We start from the raw sequence: 20868 nt of genomic DNA on the forward strand, positions 1-20868 counted from the left end.
AAAATAAAAATAACTGAGTAAAGATAAATAACTAAACTGCATTAACTTCTTAATAAAATCGAAATTGTTAGCAAATGACTAAAATTCGTTAATAAGTGCTTTTAATCTCCTTTTGTTTAGCTTGTTTAATATTTTACTTTTGATGCTGAAAACAACTTACAATTTTAACATGCCAAACACACAACAATTAGAAGATTTAACCACTCAAGTAAGAAGAGATATACTTAGAATGGTACATAAAGTAAATTCTGGTCATCCAGGTGGATCACTAGGATGTGCAGAATTTTTTGTAGCACTTTATCAAGAGATAATGAACAGAAATGATTCATTTGATATGGATGGAATTGGCGAAGATCTTTTCTTCTTATCTAATGGCCATATATCTCCAGTTTTTTATAGTGTTCTAGCAAGATCTGGTTATTTTCCTGTTGATGAACTAAATACATTTAGACTTATAAATTCTAGACTACAAGGACACCCAACAACCCATGAAGGTTTACCAGGTGTAAGAGTTGCATCAGGTTCGCTTGGTCAAGGTTTTAGTGTTGCCTTAGGTGCTGCAGCAACCAAGAAACTTAACAATGATAATCACTTGGTATACAGTTTGCATGGTGATGGCGAGTTACAAGAAGGTCAAAACTGGGAAGGCATTATGTATGCTGCTGCAAATAACGTAGATAATATTATTTCTACGATTGATTTAAATGGTCAGCAAATTGATGGCTCTACAGATGATGTTTTAGCCATGGGAAGTATAAGAAGTAAATTTGAAGCTTTTGGTTGGACTGTTGTTGATATTGAAGAAGGAAATAATATGGATGCCATTTTAAAAGGAATGGCTGAAGCAAAATCACTAACAGGAAAAGGTAAACCCGTATGTGTTTTACTAAAAACAGTTATGGGAAATGGTGTTGACTTTATGATGCATACACACGCATGGCACGGTAAAGCTCCTAATGATGAGCAATTAGAAATAGGATTGGCTCAAAATGCAGAAACTTTAGGAGATTATTAATCATCAATCAAGAAAACAATGAAAACATATACAAACACAGGAAATAAAGATACACGCTCAGGTTTTGGAGCTGGATTAACAGAGTTAGGACAAACTAATGAAAATGTTGTTGCACTTTGTGCAGATTTAATTGGCTCATTAAAAATGGATGATTTTAAAAAAAATCATCCTGAACGCTTTTTTCAAGTTGGAATTGCTGAAGCAAATATGATTGGTCTAGCAGCGGGAATGACAATTGGTGGTAAAATTCCATTTACAGGAACTTTTGCTAATTTTTCTACTGGTCGTGTTTATGATCAAATAAGGCAAAGTGTAGCATACTCAGACAAGAATGTGAAAATCTGTGCATCACACGCTGGATTAACATTAGGAGAAGATGGTGCAACACATCAAATTTTAGAAGACATTGGGCTCATGAAAATGTTACCAGGAATGGTAGTTATAAACCCATGTGATTATAATCAAACTAAAGCTGCAACCATTGCAATTGCCGAGCATCATGGTCCAGTTTACTTGCGTTTTGGAAGACCAAAAGTAGCTAATTTCACTCCTGAAAATCAAAAATTTGAGATTGGAAAAGCTCTTCATTTAACAGAAGGAACAGATGTAACTATAGTTGCAACTGGCCATTTAGTTTGGGAAGCGCTTGAAGCTGCTACAACATTAGAAAGTAAAGGAATTTCTGCAGAAGTCATAAATATTCATACTATTAAACCTTTAGATGATAAAGCTATTATCGATTCTGTATCTAAAACTGGATGCATAGTTACTGCAGAAGAGCATAATTATCTTGGTGGTTTAGGAGAAAGTGTAGCTCGCGTTTTAGCACAGCATAAACCAACACCTCAAGAATTTGTTGCAACAAATGATACTTTTGGTGAGTCTGGAACTCCAGCTCAGCTCATGGAAAAATATGGTCTTAATGCAAATGCCATCATTAAAGCTTCAGAAACAGTCATGAAAAGAAAATAAAAGAGCCATAAACCACTAATTTTCAAATAATTTACTATACACCTTTATTAAAAAATAGAGTAAGCTGTAGGAAATAATATCTGTTTGGCAGCGTTTTTGATACTATACATCAAAATCACAAAAAACGAATATTATGAAAATTTTAAAAAAATTTCACGAATACTTATTCAACAAAAATGACGTGAGTAAAAATTTAGTTATTAGTACACTTATACTATCATTATTTTGTGTTAGTATTTATGCTCAAAAAGGAAGCTCTTTTGGAATTAAAGGCGGATTAAACTACAATGCCAATGGAGATTATTTTCAATCTATTGGAGATAATGCGCAAAATCCAGATAGAAATATTGGGTATCATTTAGGCTTTTTTGGAAAGATAGGAAACCAACTCTATTTTAGACCTGAGCTTGTGTATACAAGCACAAAAAGTGATTATAATAATGATGATTTTAATATGAAAAAAATTGATGCACCACTTTTGGTAGGTATTAAGGTTCTGGGTCCTGTAAGCGTGTTTGGTGGTCCATCATTACAATATATATTAGATACAGAATTTGATGGTGTTGATATAAGCAATATAGACAATGATTTTTCTATAGGCTTAAACTTTGGTATTGGTTTAAGTTTAAATAAAATTGGTATCGATTTAAGATATGAGAGAGGCTTTAGTAATAATGAAGCCAACTTTATTGATAATAATTTAGGAACTAGTGTTGTTAGCAGAATTGACACAAGGCCAGACCAACTTATTTTAAGTTTATCTGTTGCCTTATAGACAGAAATAATTAAACTTAAAAATAAAAGCCCACATTTAATAAATGTGGGCTTTTATTTTATATCTAATCTATATATTATTCATCCAATCTAGACTCTGTATTATCTGTATCAAGATAATTTGGTATTCCGTCACCATCTGTATCATCATTGGTTGGGTCTCCATCACCAATATCATTTGTTGGGTCACCATCATTGTTTCTATCTACAAGTAAATCACTGTCAGGTTCTAAATCTTCATTTATAGTTAATGTTCCGTCACCATCATCATCAGCATCTATAAAATTAGATAAATTGTCTCCATCTGTATTATCATCTAGTAAATCACTATTCATGTTTAAGTCTTCTAAATGAGAAAAAACACCATCGTTATCATGATCATTAGCTTCAGTTTGATACAGTTCAAACTTAAAAATAAGGTTAGAATAGGCTGGTATTGAAGATCCAAAAGGAGGAGAAGAAAAATAACCTAACCCCGAAGGTAAAAACATAACACCCAAACCGTAATCATCATATTGTTCTGTTCCGTCTTCATTAATAATAAACGATGTTGCAGTATTAAACTCTGGCATAACTTTATTCCATCCCTCAACTAAACTAAGCAAATCAAAGACTGTAGAATTTATTGTAAAATCAAAAACATCTTCGTCTAATAAACTCCCCTCGTAATTAACCTTAACATCATCTGTAAAGTTAGGTGTGTCACCACCACCTTGATTTAGTTTTAGTATATAATATTCATATTGTACATCAGCAAAAGTTGACGTTTTTATTTCTACAGCATCTATAAGTAAGGTATTATTACTTGGGTCTGGTAAAACACCATCTTCAGGTAACTCGGTAATTATAATATCAGATATTGTATAATTTCCTGGCGTAGAAAAAGTTGAAGCATTATAATAATGAGTTTCTAGATACTCTAATAAATTTGCTTTATCTTCAATTTGCTGTTCTGCTCTATCTCTCTCTGGCACCAAACTAACATTTGAACCATCGTCATCTTTTTTACACGATGTAAAAGACAATATAAATACTAAGAGTAATAGACTAAAATTTTTAATTTTCATTTCAATTCACTTTTTCTTTCATATACACAAAACAATATTTAATTTACAAAGATCAATATTGTCTATTTTTAAGGCGCAAGATACAATAATATAATACTTTTGCACAACACAATTAACGTCAATTTCACAACTTTAATATGCGAATAGATAAATTTCTTTGGTGCATTAGATACTATAAAACTAGGAGCATTGCAACCAATGCATGCAAAAAAGGTCATGTAAAGGTAAATGGTCTAACAGCAAAGCCAAGCAGAGATATTTACATCACTGATAAAATTGAGTTACGTAAAGACCAAATCAACTATAAACTAACAGTCAATGAAATACCACCAAATCGCGTTGGTGCTAAACTTGTTGATATTTATAGAATTGATACGACGCCAAAAGAAGCTTTTGAAACTAAAGAACTTTTAAAATATGCTAAAGATTATTATCGAAAAAAAGGAACTGGTAGACCTACAAAAAAAGATAGAAGAGATATTGATGAATATACAGACGAATCTGAATAATTCTATACAACAAAACAAATAAGTCTTTTTATCTTTGAAAAAACTAATCGTTATGGCTGATACTAAAAATCATATTCTAAACCATCAAGAAATTAACCACAAAATAAAGCGTATTGCATACCAAATTTACGAAAGCAATGTAAATGAAAGTGAAATAATTCTAGCAGGAATAGAAAGCAACGGTTTTATTTTAGCTAAAAAGCTCAAATCTATTTTAGATGAAATTTCAGATTTAAAGTCTGTACTCTGTAAAGTGGTTATTGATAAAAAAAATCCGCTTTCTGAAATTAGTACAAGTTTAGATGCCGAAGATTATAAAAACAAATCTGTTGTTTTAATTGATGATGTACTAAATTCTGGTAGTACACTAATCTATGGCGTCAAGTATTTTTTAGATGTGCCTCTAAAACAATTTAAAACTGCTGTTTTGGTAAATAGAAATCATAAAAAATACCCTGTAAAAGCTGATTTTAAAGGAATTTCTTTGTCAACATCTTTACATGAACATGTAGAAGTTATTTTAAAGGGGAAACAGTTTGAAGCTTATTTAAAGTAATTGAAATAAAATAGCTTCTACAATATCATCAATTGACTTTTCGTCTGTATTAATTAAGATTTTTGATTGATTGTAATAAAACGAACGTTCAAATAAATGCTTTCCTATATATTCACTTAGTTCATCAATTGTTTCAATATGTGAAATTAAAGGGCGTTTTGAAGTTTCTGTAATTAATCTATTAGCTAAATTTTTAATTGATGTTTTTAAATATATGCTGATAACATTATCAGACTGCAAAATCAAGTTCATATTACTACCATAACATGGTGTGCCTCCACCTAAGGCAATTACAGTATTTTCTTTAGTAATAACCTCATTTAAGTATTCATTTTCTTTTTTTCTGAAATAAATCTCACCTTTAGACTTAAAAATATCGGAAACAGACATGTCTTCCTTAATTTCAATATAATTATCTAAATCCAGATGTTCGAAATTCAAAATCTGAGATAATTTATTCGAAATTATCGATTTACCCGAACCCATATAACCCATTAAGACTATAACCATAAAACGCTTACAAATTGATTATTAAAAACATACATAATACACATGCAAAAAAACAAAAATTTATATAAAAAAAGTATTGTTTTTTTAATTAAACATTTTATATTTGCACCCTCGTTAGAGAAACTTATTGACCAGTTAGCTCAGTTGGTAGAGCATCTCCCTTTTAAGGAGAGGGTCCTGGGTTCGAGCCCCAGACTGGTCACAACAAAAAAAGTTAAGCTATATTGCTTAACTTTTTTTATTTTTGATGACTTCATTATTGCGCACGTGGCGGAATTGGTAGACGCGCCAGCTTGAGGGGTTGGTGGACATTAGTTCGTGGAAGTTCGAGTCTTCTCGTGCGCACTTTTAACTTCTATAATGAAATATAACAAATTGAATATCACAAACTATTTTAATAGATAAAACAAAAAACACTATTTTTGTTTACCATTTATTAAAAATGAATGAACAACGTAAAAAATAAGTTCAGTATAAAAGACCTTGAAAACTTAACTGGTATCAAGGCACATACCATAAGGATTTGGGAAAAACGCTATAATCTACTTAAACCCAAACGTACAAACACCAACATTAGGTACTACGATTTATCTAACTTTCAAAAGCTACTTAATGTAAGTTATCTTAATGAAAATGGTTATAAAATATCTAAAATAGCTAAGCTTGAGGAAGTAGAAATTCCAGAATTAGTTAGATCCATAGCCAATCAAAGCAATCTTGAAAACCATGCTATAAACTCTTTTAAGCTATCTATGCTTAATTTTGATCAAGTACTATTTTACAATACTTATAACAGCCTAATTAGAGAAAAACCTTTTAGAGCTATATTTTATGAAGTTTTTATTCCACTAATGTCAGAAATTGGTATGCTATGGCAAACAGATACAATTACGCCTGCTCATGAGCATTTTTTAACAAATTTAATTCGTCAAAAAATACTTATTAATACCGAAAATATTAAGACTACAGCCTCTACAACAAATCGCACATTTGTATTATATCTTCCAGACAATGAAGTGCACGAACTTGGTTTGCTTTTTATTAATTATGAAATTGTAGCTCATGGTCATCATGCTATACTTTTAGGGCAGAGCGTACCTTTAAATAGTTTAGTTGATGTTTTAAATTATTATAACGACATTACTTTTATTTCATATTTTACCGTAAAACCTAATAAAGAAGATTTACCTCAATATTTAAAAGATGTTGAACTAAAAATACTAAATAGCTCAGATTCTAAATTTTGGGTGCTAGGTAAAATGATTCAAAATATAGACACTAAAACTCTTTCTTCTCAATTTAAAGCTTTTAATTCTATTCAAAAACTAGTTGATGAATTATAAAATTAGGTAAATTTTATTTTGTTTAATTTTTTTGTATATTTGTTAAACAAATGAAATATTCTATCTCTATAATTGGCTCTGGTTTTTCGTCTCTAGCAGCATCTTGTTATTTAGCTAAAGCTGGCTATAATGTCTCTGTTTTTGAAAAGAATAACACAATTGGTGGACGTGCAAGGCAATTAAAAAGAGAAGGCTTCACATTTGATATTGGCCCAACATGGTATTGGATGCCAGATGTATTTGAGCGTTTCTTTAATGATTTTGATAAAAGCTCATCAGACTATTATAATTTAGAAAAACTCAATCCTGCATATAGTGTATACTTTGGGAAAAATGATTTTATCACAATAGAAGATACTTTAGATAAAATCTGTATTGCATTTGAAAAAGAAGAAAAAGGAAGCTCTAAAAAATTAAAAAAGTTTATAAACCAAGCACAAAACAATTACAATATCGCTATTAAAGATTTGGTTTATAATCCTGGAGTTTCACCATTAGAGCTGATAACTCTAAAAACGGCAACAAAAATTAATCAGTTTTTTGGTAATATTAAACGTGATGTCCGTAAAGAATTTAAAAATAAACGACTAGCACAAATTTTAGAATTTCCAGTATTGTTTTTAGGTGCAAAGCCTAGTAATACACCTTCTTTCTATAGTTTTATGAATTATGCCGATTTTGGCTTAGGAACATTTCACCCTAAAGGAGGCATGTACCAAGTGATTTTGGCGATGAGAAATTTAGCTGAAGAACTAGGAGTAAGCATAAATACAAACGCTCCTATTGAACAAATACTTGTTAATGATGGCACCGCTACAGGAGTAATCTCAAATGGTAAAACATATTATTCTGACATTGTATTAAGTGGTGCAGATTACCATCATTCTGAAACTCTATTAAATAAAAAATATCGTCAATATTCAAATACCTATTGGGAAAAGAAAACCTTTGCTCCATCTTCTCTACTATTTTATATTGGTTTTGACAAGAAATTAAAGAATGTAAACCATCATACACTCTTTTTTGATGTTGATTTTGATGAACATGCTAAAGCAATTTATGATAATCCAAAGTGGCCAAAAAACCCATTATTCTATGCTAGTTTTCCAAGTACAACAGATAGCAATTTAGCTCCACAAGATAAAGAAGCTGGTATTTTTCTTATACCATTAGCGCCAGGGATAAAAGATACTACAGAAATAAGAGAACGCTATTTTAATATCATCATTGAACGTTTTGAAAAACTAACCTCGCAAAGTGTGAGTTCAAATATTTTATTTAAGGAAAGTTTTTGTATAAATGACTTTATAAAAGACTACAACTCCTATAAAGGAAATGCATATGGTATGGCAAACACTTTAATGCAAACTGCATTTTTAAGACCTAAACTAAGAAGCAAAAAAGTAAAGAATTTATTTTTTACAGGACAACTTACAGTGCCTGGACCAGGAGTTCCTCCATCATTAGTTTCGGGAAAATTGGCCGCTGAACTTATTACTAAACAACTTGCAAATCAAAAGACTAAAGTTACCGTTAATACTTCAAATTAATTTTTATGAAAGTAATTTTTGACTCCGTTTCATATCAATGTTCTAAATCTATTACAAACACTTATAGCACATCTTTTTCTTTAGCAACAAAAATGCTTTCAAAATCAATTAGACAAGATATTTATAACATATATGGATTTGTTAGAGCTGCAGATGAAATTGTAGATTCATTTCATGATTATGATAAAGAAACCTTATTTAATCTATTTGAAGAAGATTTAAAACGTGCTATAGAATATAAAATAAGCTTAAACCCAATTCTTAATGCATTTCAACACACCTTTCATAAATATAATTTAGATATAGCTTATGTAAATGCATTTATGAATAGTATGCGTTTAGATTTACACAAGAAAGAATACCTAACTTCTGAAGAATACAAATTATATATTTATGGTTCAGCTGATGTAGTTGGTCTTATGTGTTTAAAGGTGTTTGTAAAAGGTAATCCAGATAAATTTGAAGAACTTAAAGACACAGCTATGGCTTTGGGTTCTGCCTTTCAAAAGGTAAACTTCCTTAGAGACCTTAAAGCGGATCATGATGATTTAGAGCGCACTTACTTTCCTAACACAGACCTAAACAACCTTGATGAAAATACTAAAGAAGCTATTATAAATGATATTGAAGCTGATTTCACTAAAGGGGTATTAGGAATTAAAAAACTACCTATTGAAGCAAAATTTGGAGTATTCATGGCTTATAGATACTATAGACAACTATTACAAAAACTAAAAAAAACACCTGCTTTAGAAATAAAAAATACGCGTATAAGAATTCCAAATCACAAAAAATTTGAGCTCTTAACGAGAAGTTATGTAAAGTATCAACTTAATTTAATGTAATTTTATAGTATGCGCATAACACTTTGGATATTTATTTTTTTGAGTACATTTTCAATTATGGAATTTATGGCTTGGTTTACTCATAAATATGTTATGCATGGTTTTTTATGGAGTTTGCATAAAGATCATCATCTTAAAGACCACGATAGTTGGTTTGAACGCAATGATGCTTTTTTCTTATTTTATGCAGTGATAAGCATTATTTGTTTTTACCAATGGAACATTAATGATGTTTGGTTTTGCCTACCTATTGGTTTGGGGATTTTTGCTTATGGTTTAGCTTATTTTGTTGTTCATGATATATTCATTCATCAACGTTTTAAGTTTTTCAGAAAGGCTAATAATTGGTATGCAAAAGGTGTAAGACGTGCTCATAAGATTCATCATAAACATTTAGGAAAAACTGAAGGCGAATGCTTTGGAATGCTGTTAGTCCCATTTAAATACTTTAAAAGGTGATTAATTGCTTTTTTTAAACTAATTTCTTTATTTAACTAATAAAAGAAAAAACTACTTCGTAAGTCAGTAAAATGAAAAGCCTTTACTTAATATTAAATTTTGGTTCTTTATTAATTCCTTTTTTGTTTAGCTTTCATCCTAAACTTAAATTTTATAGATACTGGAAAGCTTTGTTTCTTTCAATTATAATAAGTTCCATTCTATTCATTTCTTGGGATATTATTTTTACCCTTAATGGCATTTGGGGTTTTAATAGTGACTATTTTATAGGAACAAAATTATTATCATTACCTATAGAAGAATGGTTGTTTTTTATTTGTATCCCTTACGCTTGTGTATTTACACATTATGCATTACTTCATTATTTTCCAAATCTAGGTTTGCGGCCAAAAAACTCAACAATAATAACCCACATTATAATAGCAATACTACTTTTACTAAGCTTTATATATTATGATAAATGGTATACACTTGTCAATTTTATTGTAACAATAATAACATTGCTATTAGTAAGACTATTTAATAGTTCTATTTTACACAGTTACTATCTTACATTTTTAGTGATGCTTATTCCTTTTTTTATAGTTAATGGTATTTTAACTGGGAGTTTTATAGATAACGAAATTGTATGGTATAACAATAACGAGAATTTGAACCTTCGCTTATTTACAATACCTATTGAGGATACTGTTTATGCTTTTTCACTTATTTTAATAAATTTAGCACTTACAGACTTTTTCTATAAAAGGTTTTCAAAACAGAAGCTTGTCAATTAAGCTTCTAACTTCATCACTATTCCAATTTGCTGCACCATTCTTATCAATTACAATAGTTCCCTCTTTATCAATTAAAAATGTTCTTGGAATACTCGAAATAGTTAATTTTTCTGGATAAATACTAAGTGAAATATAAGTCTCTAGTTCATACCCTTTTCTATCTAAAAACTTCTGAATAGTTTCTCTCTTTTCATTAGATACAATAACAAACTCGACTTTATCATTATAATCATTATACAATTCTTGAATTTGAGGTAACTCTGCAATGCAAGGCGGACACCAAGTTGCCCAAAAATTCAAAAAGACAACCTTGCCTTCTAAGTTTTTAAAATTGATACGTTTTCCATCTAGGCTCTTTAATTCCCAATTAGAAAAAGTGATTTTATCTTTAAGCTCACTTTTTATAGATGGACTAAACATTGCCAATCCTTTATGAATAAAAACCTGAATAGGTAATCGTGTTTGAGGTATTAATAAAAGTGCAATAACTATTAAAAAAATAATATTACTGCGTTTCATTTTTTTTAATTTCATTTTAAATAATTATAGCATAGTTTCTGAGTCGAAACTATGCTATAAATCTAACAAAAAACAAAATTTAATCTATTAGTTATCGAGTTGCTGTACCTGTTGGTAGCGTTCCTGATAAAGAATGTAACGTTGGTGCTGTTGCAGAATTTTCATCTAATGCTTCACCAACTAATGGTTTAAGTAAAAATGGATTTGGACTATTGTCTGGTTCTGGTTCTATAGACACAACAACTCTAGAAATATGGGTTGCTGCTGCTAAATCTACACCATTTGCCATTCCCATAATAAAATCTTCTCCAGGAAAAGGAGGCAACATCGTATTATCTGTACCTGCAAAAGGATTACCGTCTTCATCTGCTCCTGCTGCTGTACTAAAGCGACCTGATGAAACTGGAGTACCATCAATAATTGCCCAGCCTTCATACTTCCAACCAGTAGGTAACATAGGAAGTTCTAAAGTTGCTGCTGGTCCAGCTGTTGGGTCTAAAAACCAAACACCTTTATTATTATCTGTTGTATCATTAGTAGAAGGTGTAACTAAAACATAGTCTCCTGCTATTGTAGAGAAGTCAGCAATAAGATCAGTATTTACACTTGCCGAACCTCCAGCAAAATCACCAGCTAAAATTTTAATTGCACTTGGTAATGGATCTGGATCTACAGCTGGTTCAATAGACAACACAAAAGCTGTTGCAGTATTTAATTGATTTGTATTTACTTGAAATGTTTGCGGAAACGTAATACTAGAAAATGTTCCTGTAGATACAGGAGAACCATCAACAATAATCCATCCTTCATAAACAAAATCACTTCCTAAATCTTCTAAACCACTAAGATTTAATGTCAAACTTGAGGTTGTAGGACCATTATTATCATCGTCACTACTGCAAGACATAGCAAAAACTCCTATTGCTAATACTGCTAAACACATTTTTTTTATCATCACTTATAATTTTAAAATTTCTATACTTCAAAATTATTTAATGATTGACACATTAAATGTTAGCTACCTAACACTAGCCAACTTTTTTCAAAATTCTTATTTCTTTTCTACTAAAATCGATATAACTTTCTTCTTTTAATTCGTTTAAAAGAATATTAAGTGTTGGTCTAGAAGTACCTATTAAAGAAGCAATATCTTTTTGTGTATATGGATGCTTTATAACATGATCTCCTGTGTTTTCACAGTTGTAACCATATTCTTCACACAGCTCATCTAAAAATTCTACAAGACGCGTTTTAGTATCTTTAAATAAAAGTAGTTGAAGTCGTCTTTCTAACTTTTTAAATTTAAGTCCAATAAATTTATATACCTTAAAACTAAAGGTTTGATTATCTCTCATTAGGTCATGCATAGTTTGCACACCAATTGGACATATTGAGGTTTTATCATCAACAGATTGGGCAAACTCATCTCTTTTGCTTTCACCAAGAATGGCTTTCTCCCCAAACAATTCTCCTTTAGTTAAAATCGCCTTAACGACTTCTCCTCCATCTTCAGAGTAGTAACCGATTTTTACTTTACCTTTTTCAATTAAATAAATCTTATTAGATGAGTCTTCTTCAAAGTAGATGTAATCTTTCTTTTTATAGGCATCAAAATCGTGATCTTGCTTATAAGCTTTAAACTTATGAGGGCAAAGCACTTTAAATAAATTGACATCATCAAAAAACCAAAGTGAATTCATTTTTTTATTGTTTTGTTAGATGAATTGATTGTCGTTAAACAAGTTACATCCTTACAAAGAAGCACAAAAAAACTCCTGAATTATTCAGGAGTTTTAGCTTATTAAATAAAAAAATTATGCGTTTTCTTTCTTTATTAGATTTAATGCAGAGCCTTCATTATACCAATCTATCTGTGATTGATTATAAGTATGATTTAACATGATAGTATCTTTGCTTCCATCTGCATGAACAGTTTCTAATGTTAACTGTTTTCCTGGAGCAAACTCATTTAAATCTACAAAGTTGAATGTATCATCTTCTTGTATTAAATCGTAATCACTTTCATTAGCAAAAGTTAATCCTAACATTCCTTGTTTTTTTAGGTTTGTTTCATGTATTCTAGCAAACGATTTTACAATTACAGCTGCTACACCTAAATGTCTTGGTTCCATTGCTGCATGCTCTCTAGACGATCCTTCTCCGTAATTATGATCACCAACAACGACTGTTCTAACGCCTGCAGCTTTATATGCTCTTGCTGTATCTGGAACGCCTCCAAATTCACCTGTTAACTGGTTCTTTACAAAGTTTGTTTTCTTACCAAATGCATTTACGGCTCCAATTAAACAGTTATTAGAAATGTTATCTAAATGTCCTCTAAAACGTAACCATGGACCAGCCATAGAGATATGATCAGTAGTACATTTACCAAAAGCTTTAATTAATAGTTTAGCTCCAGAGATTGTATTTCCAATTGGTTTAAATGGTGTTAAAAGTTGTAATCTTTCTGAAGTTGGGCTTACAGAAACATCAACACCGCTTCCATCTGCAACTGGCTCAATATATCCATTGTCCTTTACATCAAATCCTTTTGGTGGTAATTCCCATCCTGTTGGCTCATCAAACATAACTTCTTGACCATCTTCATTGATTAATTTATCTTTTAAAGGATTAAAATCTAAACGTCCAGCTATTGCTATTGCTGCTGTTATTTCTGGTGAAGCAACAAAAGCATGTGTATTAGGGTTACCATCGGCACGTTTTGCAAAGTTTCTATTAAATGAATGCACTATACTATTTTTTGGTGCATTTTTAGGGTCATTATATCTTGCCCATTGCCCAATACATGGTCCACAAGCATTTGTAAATATTTTTGCATCTAAATTCTCAAACACTTCAAGAATACCATCACGCTCAGCTGTGTATCGTACTTGCTCTGATCCTGGATTAATTCCTAATTCAGCTTTCATTTTCAAACCTTTATCTAAAGCTTGTTGCGCAATAGAAGATGCTCTTGATAAATCTTCGTAAGACGAGTTAGTACATGAACCTATTAATCCCCATTCTACTTGAACAGGCCAATCATTGGTTTTTGCTCTTTCAGTCATTTCACTACCAACTTGTGTTGATAAATCTGGAGTAAAAGGGCCATTTAATAATGGTCCTAATTCTGATAAGTTAATTTCAATAACTTGATCAAAATATTGCTCTGGATTAGCATAAACCTCTGCATCTCCTGTTAAATAATCTTTAACTTGGTTTGCAGCATCTGCAACGTCAGCTCTATCTGTTGCACGTAAGTAACGCTCCATAGATTCATCATAACCAAATGTTGATGTAGTAGCTCCAATTTCTGCTCCCATATTACAGATGGTTCCTTTTCCAGTACATGACATTGCTGTAGCTCCAGGTCCAAAATATTCTACTATGGCTCCAGTTCCTCCTTTAGCAGAAACAATTCCGGCAACTTTTAAAATTACATCTTTTGGTGCAGTCCAACCAGATAACTTACCTGTTAATTTTACACCTATTAGTTTAGGGAATTTTAGTTCCCAAGCCATTCCTGCCATAACATCTACAGCATCTGCGCCACCAACACCTATGGCAACCATTCCTAAACCGCCGGCATTTACTGTATGAGAATCTGTACCAATCATCATTCCTCCAGGGAACGCATAATTTTCTAATACTACTTGATGAATAATTCCTGCTCCTGGTTTCCAGAAACCAATTCCGTATTTATTTGAAACCGATTCTAAAAAATCAAACACTTCGCTACTTACATCGTTTGCACGTTTTAAATCTTGAGAAGCGCCTTGTTTTGCTTGAATTAAGTGATCACAATGTACTGTTGTAGGAACTGCAACTTTGCTTTTTCCTGCTTGCATGAATTGTAATAAAGCCATTTGAGCTGTTGCATCTTGACAAGCAATTCTGTCTGGTGCAAAATCGACATAATCTTTTCCTCGTATAAATGCTTTATTAGGATTTCCATCCCAAAGGTGAGCATATAAAATCTTTTCAGAAAGCGTTAGTGGTTTACCTACAATATCACGTGCTTTATCTACACGTTCTACCATAGTTGAATACACTTTTTTTATCATGTCTATGTCAAAAGCCATATATAAATTGTTTAAGGTTGAATATTAGTTTTTAAAAGTCATGCAAAAGTACAAATTTTACAACATATTTAAAAAATATGTAACGAAAACTAACAAAAACTAAATATAATTCATAAGAATAGCTTTTTTTTAACAATAAAATGAATAATCGTTAATATTTTACATTATAAAATAATAAATTAACAAAACTTATTTAATCAAATTTTTGCTTTATTAGAGATAGATCTCTTAAATCTGTTATTGGTTTTTCAAAAAACCTATTAACCAATATAATCATAATGCATTGTAATAAATACCTCTTAGTTTAAACCAAAAATGCATTTACAATAATCCATTTGCATAAAAAAAGAGTTAATTTTGTTTTAGTAGCTCATCGTTATAATGAAATATAAAGCGTTAAAATATTCATTTTTTACAATACTAATACTTATAATTATTGGTGGTATTTATTATTTTAACCTATCTAACAGACACAAAGCGATAGTTAAAAAACATATTTATCACAAGCTTGCTTTAGTAGATAACACTTGGAACATTTCAACCCAAGATAGTCACATTTCATTAATTTCTCCTACTTTGATAATAGATAATATCTACAAATCTATGGAAGGTCCGCAAGCTATAAGCCCTTTTCAAGTAGATAACTCTAAAGATGAGTTAATATGGCTTACCTCTTTTAAGACTCAAGTTTTAGACACCAATGAAACCAATCAACTTTCCAACGATTTTATTTGTCATACCAATATTAATATTTACGATGGCGAACATTATTCGCGTTGGAATCTTAATCACAGAATTGGTGAACAATACCCAAGATTAACATCTCTAAGTAATGGTCTGGAATCTTTTAAGTTTCCTAATGGGTTTGGATACCCTGTATTTAGTAATGAAAATTTATTTTTAACTACTCAAACCCTAAATCATAATATTAAATCTGACGCATTTTCAGTCAAACACAAAGTAAATATTGGTTTTCAACCACACAATATTTCAATGAAACCATTAATGAGTAAAAACTGTTTTGTGATGTTGCCTTATGATTCTAACAACCCATTTAAAGGTCCTACAGAAGCAAATCCAAATATGTGTTTACCTATTGAAATAAAAAACCATAGTTACAAAAACAGTAATGGTGAAAGCTTATCTGGACATTGGGTAATATTTCCTGGCAAGGCCACATACAGTTCTAATATTACACACCAATTACAACTCAAGGATAGCACAAGCATGCATCAAATTATTACACATTTGCATCCTTTTGCCGAATCGCTAGCTTTTAGAGATAAAACTATAGACTCCACAATATTTATATCTAAAGCAGAAAATCATAAAGACAGAATAGGTTTAAAAAACATTCCTGTGTTTTCAAGTGAAAAAGGTATCATGTTATATGCTAATCATGAATACGAATTGGTGTTAAATACTAACAATACAAGCGGCACGAATCAAGATATGATGGCAAGTATATTTGTGTTTTTATACGACAAAGAAATGGATGAGAAGTTAAATACATATAACGCCAACCTATAAATGAAACGCTTTACATTTTTTCTTTTTGTTCTATTAATTGGTTGTAATAACACCAAAGAACTTCCAATTTTAAGTTATAAGATAAATGACTTGGGCGAAAGAGAAAACTACACAATTACTTATAAGGGTTTTGAAAACCAATTAGGCGAATCATTTTCAACCGAAACAATAAAAGACAAAATATTTATTGCCAATTTCTTTTTTACTAAGTGCCCAAGTATTTGTCCGCCAATGAAAGCACAGCTTGCTGCTATTGCAGATGCATTTAAAAACGATTCAGACTTTGTTATCATCTCTCATACTATCGACCCAAAACATGATACTAGTGTTACACTTAAAGGTTATGCTGAAACTACTGGAATAAAAGCTCAAAAATGGCAGTTTGTTAGGTCGTCTGAAGAAAATACGCGCCTACAAGCCAATCAATTTATGACCAATTTTAAACCCAATGAAGATGGTACCGATTTCTATCATAGCAGTTATGTAGCATTGGTTGACAAAAACCAAATGATAAGAGGTTTTTATAATATTTTAGCAAATGAAGATGTTGCGCGGTTAAAAAGGGATATCTCCAATCTTTTATCGTGAATATTTTTTATCTCTAAACTTTAAAATTGGTTGTTCAAACCATCTGTAAATCAATTCAGAGATCAGTAAAGTCGTTATTAAATATCCAATTAATGCGAAACATTTTTGAAATACAGAAAACTGTTCTATTTCAAAAAAATGCTGAAACGTTAATAGTACCAATGAGTAGTTAACCAAATAAATAGTATAAGAACGCGTGCTTATAAAATACACTAAAGGTTGCCAAATACCTTTGTAATTAAGACTAGAAAAATAAGGAAACATTAGCCCCAAACTTAAAATTAGTACTTGCAAATAAAACAACGTATAGAACATAAGATGTGTTTCAGGCATAATTTTAAACCAAAAAATGGCTATGTGCAAAAGACCAAATAAAGCAATCCCTAATAACAATAAATACGTTTTGCACTTAGCAACCCAGTTAGGGAATTGTTTTGAGACATATATTAGCAAAAAGCCATAGTAAATACTATCTAATCTATAAACTACAACTTTTCTAAATGTTAAACTCCATGTCTTATAACTAGTAACATCAGTAGTTAAACCATAGTATAACTTAAGCCCAAACAAAACTACTATTGTTACAAGTGTTACAATTAAAAACAGTTTTTTGGGTTTTACTTTTTTAAATACGGTAAAACTACAATACATTAAAAATGGTAGTATTAAATATGCATATTCTTCAATAGAAAGACTCCAAGCTTCAGTAAAAAAATCTGGATGTTGTGTCACAAAATTTTGCAAAAAAGGAACATATAACCATATATCGCTAACTAATCCTTTCCCAAGAGCTGATAAGAGTAAAACGTTAAGTATTAAAACCAAAAAATAGTTTGGCAGTGTACGAAGCCATCTACGTTTCCAAAACACAAAAAGGTCTTTAAACTTTGTTTTGTTAGAAGCAATTTGCTTGAGTAATATGCCACCAATTAAATAACCACTAAGTACAAAGAATAAGTCTACACCAACAGCACCAAAAAGGCGTATCACATCTAAAACAATAGAAGTAGTATTAGGAAACAACAAAAAAGTACAATGAGAAATCACGACTAAGCTAATTGCTATTGCGCGCAATAGGTCTAAACCAAATAATCTAGAAAGCTTAGTTGTCATTAATAAAATTCTAAATATGTATTAGGTGCATCAAGATAGCCATTAATATGTTTTTGTATGTTTCTGTATACTCTTTCTTCAGGATATACTAACAAACCTATGGTTCTTCCAGACCATTCATTTAAATCTATATAATATTTACCTTGGTCATTTCTAACGTTATAACGTATATGACTTGGTAAGGCTTCAATATCTTTATTTGCAGAGAAATAAACTTTGCAATACTTGGGTTTACCAGAAAAATAACTAAATGCTAATATGTGATCATATAATCCGAAAAAATTAAAAAAAGGAAAAATTATGGCAATCAAAAAAAACAATACAGCTTTAGGGTGTTTTAAGCTGAATAATTCTTTAGGCGAAAATGATTTGTTATAAAACAAATAGAATAACACAAACACATTAAATAGCGTCATCGGGAATACCACATAGCCATAACCTTCAATAAGGAATGTAGTGAGAATAATAGCATGCATAATAGTTATAAGCCAAATCCCAAATTTTCTTGTTTTGGTAAACACTAAAAAAACACCAAATGAAGCTTCTAAAAATGGTACTGCATACGTAAATGTGAGTCGCATCCATGAAGGCACAAACGGAATACGTTTAGTAAGTCCGTTAGCCCATTTTTCAAAAAACACAGTATTGCACTTATGCATTCCGCTCCAAAAATAAGTACCAACCAATATTAAAAGTATACATTGCTTAGCTACTTTTGGATTTTCTCGAAACATGGTAAGTGCCAAAACCATAAATATAATTTCAAAATAAAAAGGCTGAATTCTGTTTTGGTCTAGCAATACCCAAAACACATATATAAGTACAATTGGTAGCCCAAACTTCCAACTAGGTTTAAATACAAATATTATAAAGCTTACTAAAAAAATTAAAATCAATGCAATATCTACACTTAAACTTGGTATTGGTAAGTTTTCAAAAACGGAAACCAAAGGAAATAATCGCTCAGAAATCCAAACTCTAGGAGAAATAATTAATGGTATTAAAAATGCAAAAAATGCAAAAAGCCTTACCCAAAACAGCTTGTCTCCTTTAAAAGGTTTTAGAGTAACATTAGTATTCATTTAGTGCTTTATGGCTAGTTGTATTGGCTAGGACTAAATTAATAAAAGAAAATGAGTAGTCGACTATAATCAACTATTGATCTTATAGCTAGCAAATTTATTCTTTTAATCTAGAATCTGTAAACTGATAGACTTTAGCATTGGTTTTAAAAGACATCTTTTTGGCTGTAAATCTTACCGTATTCTCATCTAAAACTTTGTACTCATAAATGTCAGTCAAACCACTAGAATAATGCAATTCATAAAATAGATTATTCTCAATCCACCATTCGCCTTTTTCTGCGCCAGTTTCTATATCACAATCACCATTATAAACTGCTAGGAGAATAAACTTTCCATCATCAAATCTATGTTGAATCCATGTAGACTGAACACCTTCAATAATCTGATTTTCTTCAAATCCTTTCCAGCTTCCAAGTAGTCTTTTATCTAATTGTTTAGTTTTAGAATGCTGAATTCTTTTAGAGTTACAACTGGTTGTTAACGTAATAACTAAAAAGGAAACAAGAATATATTTTAATTTCATGTGCAGCTTTAATTATGAACAATATATCTTATAGTTACTTAATAAGTTTAATATTAAGATACTATAAATCTATCCAATTAAAAAAGTAATAAAACAATTAAAACAAACTCTTAATAATTTGCTCATCTGTAACGCCTTCGGCTTCGGCTTTGTAGTTTTTAATAATTCTGTGACGAAGAATACCTTGAGCAACTGCTTGTACATTTTCTATATCTGGAGAAAACTTACCGTGAATTGCTGCATGTGTTTTTGCTGCTAGTATTAAGTTTTGTGATGCTCTTGGTCCTGCGCCCCAATCTACAAACTCTTTTACTAAATCTGAAGCTGTAGATGCTTTTGGTCTCGTTTTACTTACCATAGTAACCGCATACTCTATGACATTATCCGCCACAGGAATACGACGAATTAAGTTTTGAAAATCTATAATCTCTTGTGCAGAAAACAAAGCATTTACAGTGGCTTGTATATCTGTTGTGGTTGCTTTAACAACCTGTACTTCTTCGTCAAATGTTGGATAATCTAAATTTATAGCAAACATAAAACGGTCTAACTGCGCTTCTGGCAAAGGGTATGTTCCTTCTTGCTCAATTGGGTTTTGTGTTGCTAAAACAAAATATGGTAAGCTTAGTTTATAATGATGACCAGAAACAGTAACAGCTCTTTCTTGCATAGCTTCTAACAAAGCTGATTGCGTTTTTGGTGGTGTTCTGTTTATTTCATCTGCTAAAATAATATTAGCAAATATTGGTCCTTTTATAAACTTAAAATGTCTGTTCTCGTCTAATATTTCACTGCCTAAAATATCACTAGGCATTAAATCTGGTGTAAACTGAATGCGTTTAAAATCTAATCCTAAAGCTTGAGCAATGGTGTTTACCATTAAGGTTTTTGCTAAACCTGGCACACCAATAAGTAATGCGTGACCTCCAGAAAATATTGAAATTAGTATTTGATTTACAACATCGTCTTGACCAACTATAACTTTGGCAACTTCCTGCTTTAAGGCATTATATTTTTTTACAAACTGTTCTACAGCAGCAACATCAGACATA

General features: G+C 30.9%; 22 protein-coding genes and 2 tRNA genes. 14 read left to right on the top strand and 10 right to left on the bottom strand.

Translation table 11 applies throughout. The features are described 5' to 3' along the window. Positions 1–169: 169 nt before the first annotated feature. From BXY80_RS10205 to BXY80_RS10215, 3 genes are all read left to right on the top strand, one after another. The gene (locus tag BXY80_RS10205) at positions 170–1015 is read left to right on the top strand and encodes a transketolase (RefSeq protein ID WP_120202022.1); all 846 of its coding nucleotides are present in this window, start codon (positions 170–172) and stop codon (positions 1013–1015) included. 18 nt (positions 1016–1033) lie between these two features. Further along, entirely contained in the window at positions 1034–1987 is a 954-nt protein-coding gene (locus BXY80_RS10210) for a transketolase family protein (RefSeq protein ID WP_120201618.1), read from the top strand. Positions 1988–2120: 133 nt separating this feature from the next. Then, the gene (locus tag BXY80_RS10215; RefSeq protein ID WP_120201620.1) at positions 2121–2762 is read left to right on the top strand and encodes an outer membrane beta-barrel protein; all 642 of its coding nucleotides are present in this window, start codon (positions 2121–2123) and stop codon (positions 2760–2762) included. Between the two features lie 76 nt (positions 2763–2838). On the opposite strand, the gene BXY80_RS10220 is transcribed toward BXY80_RS10215, so the two are convergent. Then, positions 2839–3828: an FKBP-type peptidyl-prolyl cis-trans isomerase gene (locus BXY80_RS10220; RefSeq protein WP_120201622.1), complete on the bottom strand. Its 990-nt coding sequence runs from the start codon at positions 3826–3828 to the stop codon at positions 2839–2841. A 137-nt stretch (positions 3829–3965) separates the two neighbouring features. On the opposite strand from BXY80_RS10220, the gene BXY80_RS10225 reads away from it, so the two are divergent. After that, complete coding sequence (locus BXY80_RS10225; RefSeq protein ID WP_120201624.1) at positions 3966–4337, top strand: RNA-binding S4 domain-containing protein; 372 nt, start codon at positions 3966–3968, stop codon at positions 4335–4337. Between the two features lie 52 nt (positions 4338–4389). Further along, positions 4390–4893 (top strand): phosphoribosyltransferase family protein, encoded by a 504-nt coding sequence (locus BXY80_RS10230; RefSeq protein WP_120201625.1) that lies wholly within the window; start codon positions 4390–4392, stop codon positions 4891–4893. Here the strand turns inward: BXY80_RS10230 and BXY80_RS10235 are convergent. Then, a complete protein-coding gene (locus tag BXY80_RS10235) occupies positions 4885–5403 on the bottom strand; it encodes a shikimate kinase (RefSeq protein WP_120201627.1) in 519 nt (172 codons plus the stop codon). The genes BXY80_RS10230 and BXY80_RS10235 overlap by 9 nt on opposite strands. Before the next feature lie 129 nt (positions 5404–5532). Between BXY80_RS10235 and BXY80_RS10240 the strand changes: the two genes are divergently transcribed. The 7 genes from BXY80_RS10240 (at position 5533) to BXY80_RS10270 (ending at position 10376) form a co-directional block, all read left to right on the top strand. Next, positions 5533–5605: transfer RNA gene (locus tag BXY80_RS10240), tRNA-Lys, on the top strand. A 59-nt stretch (positions 5606–5664) separates the two neighbouring features. Next, positions 5665–5748 (top strand) — tRNA-Leu (locus BXY80_RS10245). A 101-nt stretch (positions 5749–5849) separates the two neighbouring features. After that, positions 5850–6746 (top strand): MerR family transcriptional regulator, encoded by an 897-nt coding sequence (locus tag BXY80_RS10250; RefSeq protein ID WP_120201629.1) that lies wholly within the window; start codon positions 5850–5852, stop codon positions 6744–6746. Positions 6747–6796: 50 nt separating this feature from the next. Beyond that, entirely contained in the window at positions 6797–8296 is a 1500-nt protein-coding gene (locus tag BXY80_RS10255) for a phytoene desaturase family protein (RefSeq protein ID WP_120201631.1), read from the top strand. A 5-nt stretch (positions 8297–8301) separates the two neighbouring features. Beyond that, a complete protein-coding gene (locus BXY80_RS10260) occupies positions 8302–9141 on the top strand; it encodes a phytoene/squalene synthase family protein (protein ID WP_120201632.1) in 840 nt (279 codons plus the stop codon). Positions 9142–9150: 9 nt separating this feature from the next. Beyond that, the gene (locus BXY80_RS10265) at positions 9151–9600 is read left to right on the top strand and encodes a sterol desaturase family protein (RefSeq protein WP_120201634.1); all 450 of its coding nucleotides are present in this window, start codon (positions 9151–9153) and stop codon (positions 9598–9600) included. Positions 9601–9671: 71 nt separating this feature from the next. Beyond that, a complete protein-coding gene (locus BXY80_RS10270; RefSeq protein ID WP_120201636.1) occupies positions 9672–10376 on the top strand; it encodes a lycopene cyclase domain-containing protein in 705 nt (234 codons plus the stop codon). Here the strand turns inward: BXY80_RS10270 and BXY80_RS10275 are convergent. The 4 genes from BXY80_RS10275 to BXY80_RS10290 all read right to left on the bottom strand — a co-directional run bounded on the left by BXY80_RS10275 (position 10353) and on the right by BXY80_RS10290 (position 14977). Further along, positions 10353–10910: a TlpA family protein disulfide reductase gene (locus tag BXY80_RS10275; protein WP_120201638.1), complete on the bottom strand. Its 558-nt coding sequence runs from the start codon at positions 10908–10910 to the stop codon at positions 10353–10355. The genes BXY80_RS10270 and BXY80_RS10275 overlap by 24 nt on opposite strands. Positions 10911–10986: 76 nt before the next feature. After that, a complete protein-coding gene (locus tag BXY80_RS10280; protein ID WP_120201640.1) occupies positions 10987–11850 on the bottom strand; it encodes an anti-sigma factor in 864 nt (287 codons plus the stop codon). A 73-nt stretch (positions 11851–11923) separates the two neighbouring features. Then, complete coding sequence (locus tag BXY80_RS10285) at positions 11924–12595, bottom strand: Crp/Fnr family transcriptional regulator (protein ID WP_120201641.1); 672 nt, start codon at positions 12593–12595, stop codon at positions 11924–11926. 114 nt (positions 12596–12709) lie between these two features. Continuing rightward, positions 12710–14977, bottom strand: a complete 2268-nt coding sequence (locus tag BXY80_RS10290; RefSeq protein ID WP_120201643.1) for an aconitate hydratase — start codon at positions 14975–14977, stop codon at positions 12710–12712. Between the two features lie 381 nt (positions 14978–15358). On the opposite strand from BXY80_RS10290, the gene BXY80_RS10295 reads away from it, so the two are divergent. Both BXY80_RS10295 and BXY80_RS10300 read left to right on the top strand, forming a co-directional pair. Next, positions 15359–16507, top strand: a complete 1149-nt coding sequence (locus BXY80_RS10295; RefSeq protein ID WP_120201645.1) for a hypothetical protein — start codon at positions 15359–15361, stop codon at positions 16505–16507. Beyond that, positions 16508–17095 carry an SCO family protein gene (locus BXY80_RS10300; RefSeq protein WP_120201647.1) on the top strand — a complete coding sequence of 196 codons (588 nt, stop codon included), beginning with the start codon at positions 16508–16510 and terminating at the stop codon, positions 17093–17095. On the opposite strand, the gene BXY80_RS10305 is transcribed toward BXY80_RS10300, so the two are convergent. The 4 genes from BXY80_RS10305 to BXY80_RS10320 all read right to left on the bottom strand — a co-directional run bounded on the left by BXY80_RS10305 (position 17087) and on the right by BXY80_RS10320 (position 20867). Further along, complete coding sequence (locus BXY80_RS10305; RefSeq protein WP_120201649.1) at positions 17087–18208, bottom strand: acyltransferase family protein; 1122 nt, start codon at positions 18206–18208, stop codon at positions 17087–17089. The two genes, BXY80_RS10300 and BXY80_RS10305, sit on opposite strands and share 9 nt — an antisense overlap. Continuing rightward, a complete protein-coding gene (locus BXY80_RS10310; protein WP_120201651.1) occupies positions 18208–19290 on the bottom strand; it encodes a MauE/DoxX family redox-associated membrane protein in 1083 nt (360 codons plus the stop codon). The genes BXY80_RS10305 and BXY80_RS10310 overlap by 1 nt, the downstream gene beginning before the upstream one ends. Positions 19291–19387: 97 nt before the next feature. After that, positions 19388–19816 (bottom strand): hypothetical protein, encoded by a 429-nt coding sequence (locus BXY80_RS10315; protein WP_120201652.1) that lies wholly within the window; start codon positions 19814–19816, stop codon positions 19388–19390. 97 nt (positions 19817–19913) lie between these two features. Continuing rightward, the gene (locus BXY80_RS10320; protein WP_120201654.1) at positions 19914–20867 is read right to left on the bottom strand and encodes an AAA family ATPase; all 954 of its coding nucleotides are present in this window, start codon (positions 20865–20867) and stop codon (positions 19914–19916) included. Position 20868: the final 1 nt, after the last annotated feature.

The organism is Ichthyenterobacterium magnum (assembly GCF_003610635.1).
GTDB classification, from domain to species: domain Bacteria; phylum Bacteroidota; class Bacteroidia; order Flavobacteriales; family Flavobacteriaceae; genus Ichthyenterobacterium; species Ichthyenterobacterium magnum.

Bases quoted from the DNA above. Each gene is read 5' to 3' on its own strand.
- BXY80_RS10295 (WP_120201645.1), top strand. From the start codon at position 15,359: ATGAAATATAAAGCGTTAAAATATTCATTTTTTACAATACTAATACTT.
- BXY80_RS10285 (WP_120201641.1), bottom strand. From the start codon at position 12,595: ATGAATTCACTTTGGTTTTTTGATGATGTCAATTTATTTAAAGTGCTT.
- BXY80_RS10210 (WP_120201618.1), top strand. From the start codon at position 1,034: ATGAAAACATATACAAACACAGGAAATAAAGATACACGCTCAGGTTTT.
- BXY80_RS10205 (WP_120202022.1), top strand. From the start codon at position 170: ATGCCAAACACACAACAATTAGAAGATTTAACCACTCAAGTAAGAAGA.
- BXY80_RS10255 (WP_120201631.1), top strand. From the start codon at position 6,797: ATGAAATATTCTATCTCTATAATTGGCTCTGGTTTTTCGTCTCTAGCA.
- BXY80_RS10270 (WP_120201636.1), top strand. From the start codon at position 9,672: ATGAAAAGCCTTTACTTAATATTAAATTTTGGTTCTTTATTAATTCCT.
- BXY80_RS10250 (WP_120201629.1), top strand. From the start codon at position 5,850: ATGAACAACGTAAAAAATAAGTTCAGTATAAAAGACCTTGAAAACTTA.
- BXY80_RS10320 (WP_120201654.1), bottom strand. From the start codon at position 20,867: ATGTCTGATGTTGCTGCTGTAGAACAGTTTGTAAAAAAATATAATGCC.
- BXY80_RS10315 (WP_120201652.1), bottom strand. From the start codon at position 19,816: ATGAAATTAAAATATATTCTTGTTTCCTTTTTAGTTATTACGTTAACA.
- BXY80_RS10215 (WP_120201620.1), top strand. From the start codon at position 2,121: ATGAAAATTTTAAAAAAATTTCACGAATACTTATTCAACAAAAATGAC.
- BXY80_RS10305 (WP_120201649.1), bottom strand. From the start codon at position 18,208: ATGACAACTAAGCTTTCTAGATTATTTGGTTTAGACCTATTGCGCGCA.
- BXY80_RS10275 (WP_120201638.1), bottom strand. From the start codon at position 10,910: ATGAAATTAAAAAAAATGAAACGCAGTAATATTATTTTTTTAATAGTT.
- BXY80_RS10300 (WP_120201647.1), top strand. From the start codon at position 16,508: ATGAAACGCTTTACATTTTTTCTTTTTGTTCTATTAATTGGTTGTAAT.
- BXY80_RS10280 (WP_120201640.1), bottom strand. From the start codon at position 11,850: ATGATAAAAAAAATGTGTTTAGCAGTATTAGCAATAGGAGTTTTTGCT.
- BXY80_RS10225 (WP_120201624.1), top strand. From the start codon at position 3,966: ATGCGAATAGATAAATTTCTTTGGTGCATTAGATACTATAAAACTAGG.
- BXY80_RS10260 (WP_120201632.1), top strand. From the start codon at position 8,302: ATGAAAGTAATTTTTGACTCCGTTTCATATCAATGTTCTAAATCTATT.
- BXY80_RS10290 (WP_120201643.1), bottom strand. From the start codon at position 14,977: ATGGCTTTTGACATAGACATGATAAAAAAAGTGTATTCAACTATGGTA.
- BXY80_RS10235 (WP_120201627.1), bottom strand. From the start codon at position 5,403: ATGGTTATAGTCTTAATGGGTTATATGGGTTCGGGTAAATCGATAATT.
- BXY80_RS10220 (WP_120201622.1), bottom strand. From the start codon at position 3,828: ATGAAAATTAAAAATTTTAGTCTATTACTCTTAGTATTTATATTGTCT.
- BXY80_RS10230 (WP_120201625.1), top strand. From the start codon at position 4,390: ATGGCTGATACTAAAAATCATATTCTAAACCATCAAGAAATTAACCAC.
- BXY80_RS10310 (WP_120201651.1), bottom strand. From the start codon at position 19,290: ATGAATACTAATGTTACTCTAAAACCTTTTAAAGGAGACAAGCTGTTT.
- BXY80_RS10265 (WP_120201634.1), top strand. From the start codon at position 9,151: ATGCGCATAACACTTTGGATATTTATTTTTTTGAGTACATTTTCAATT.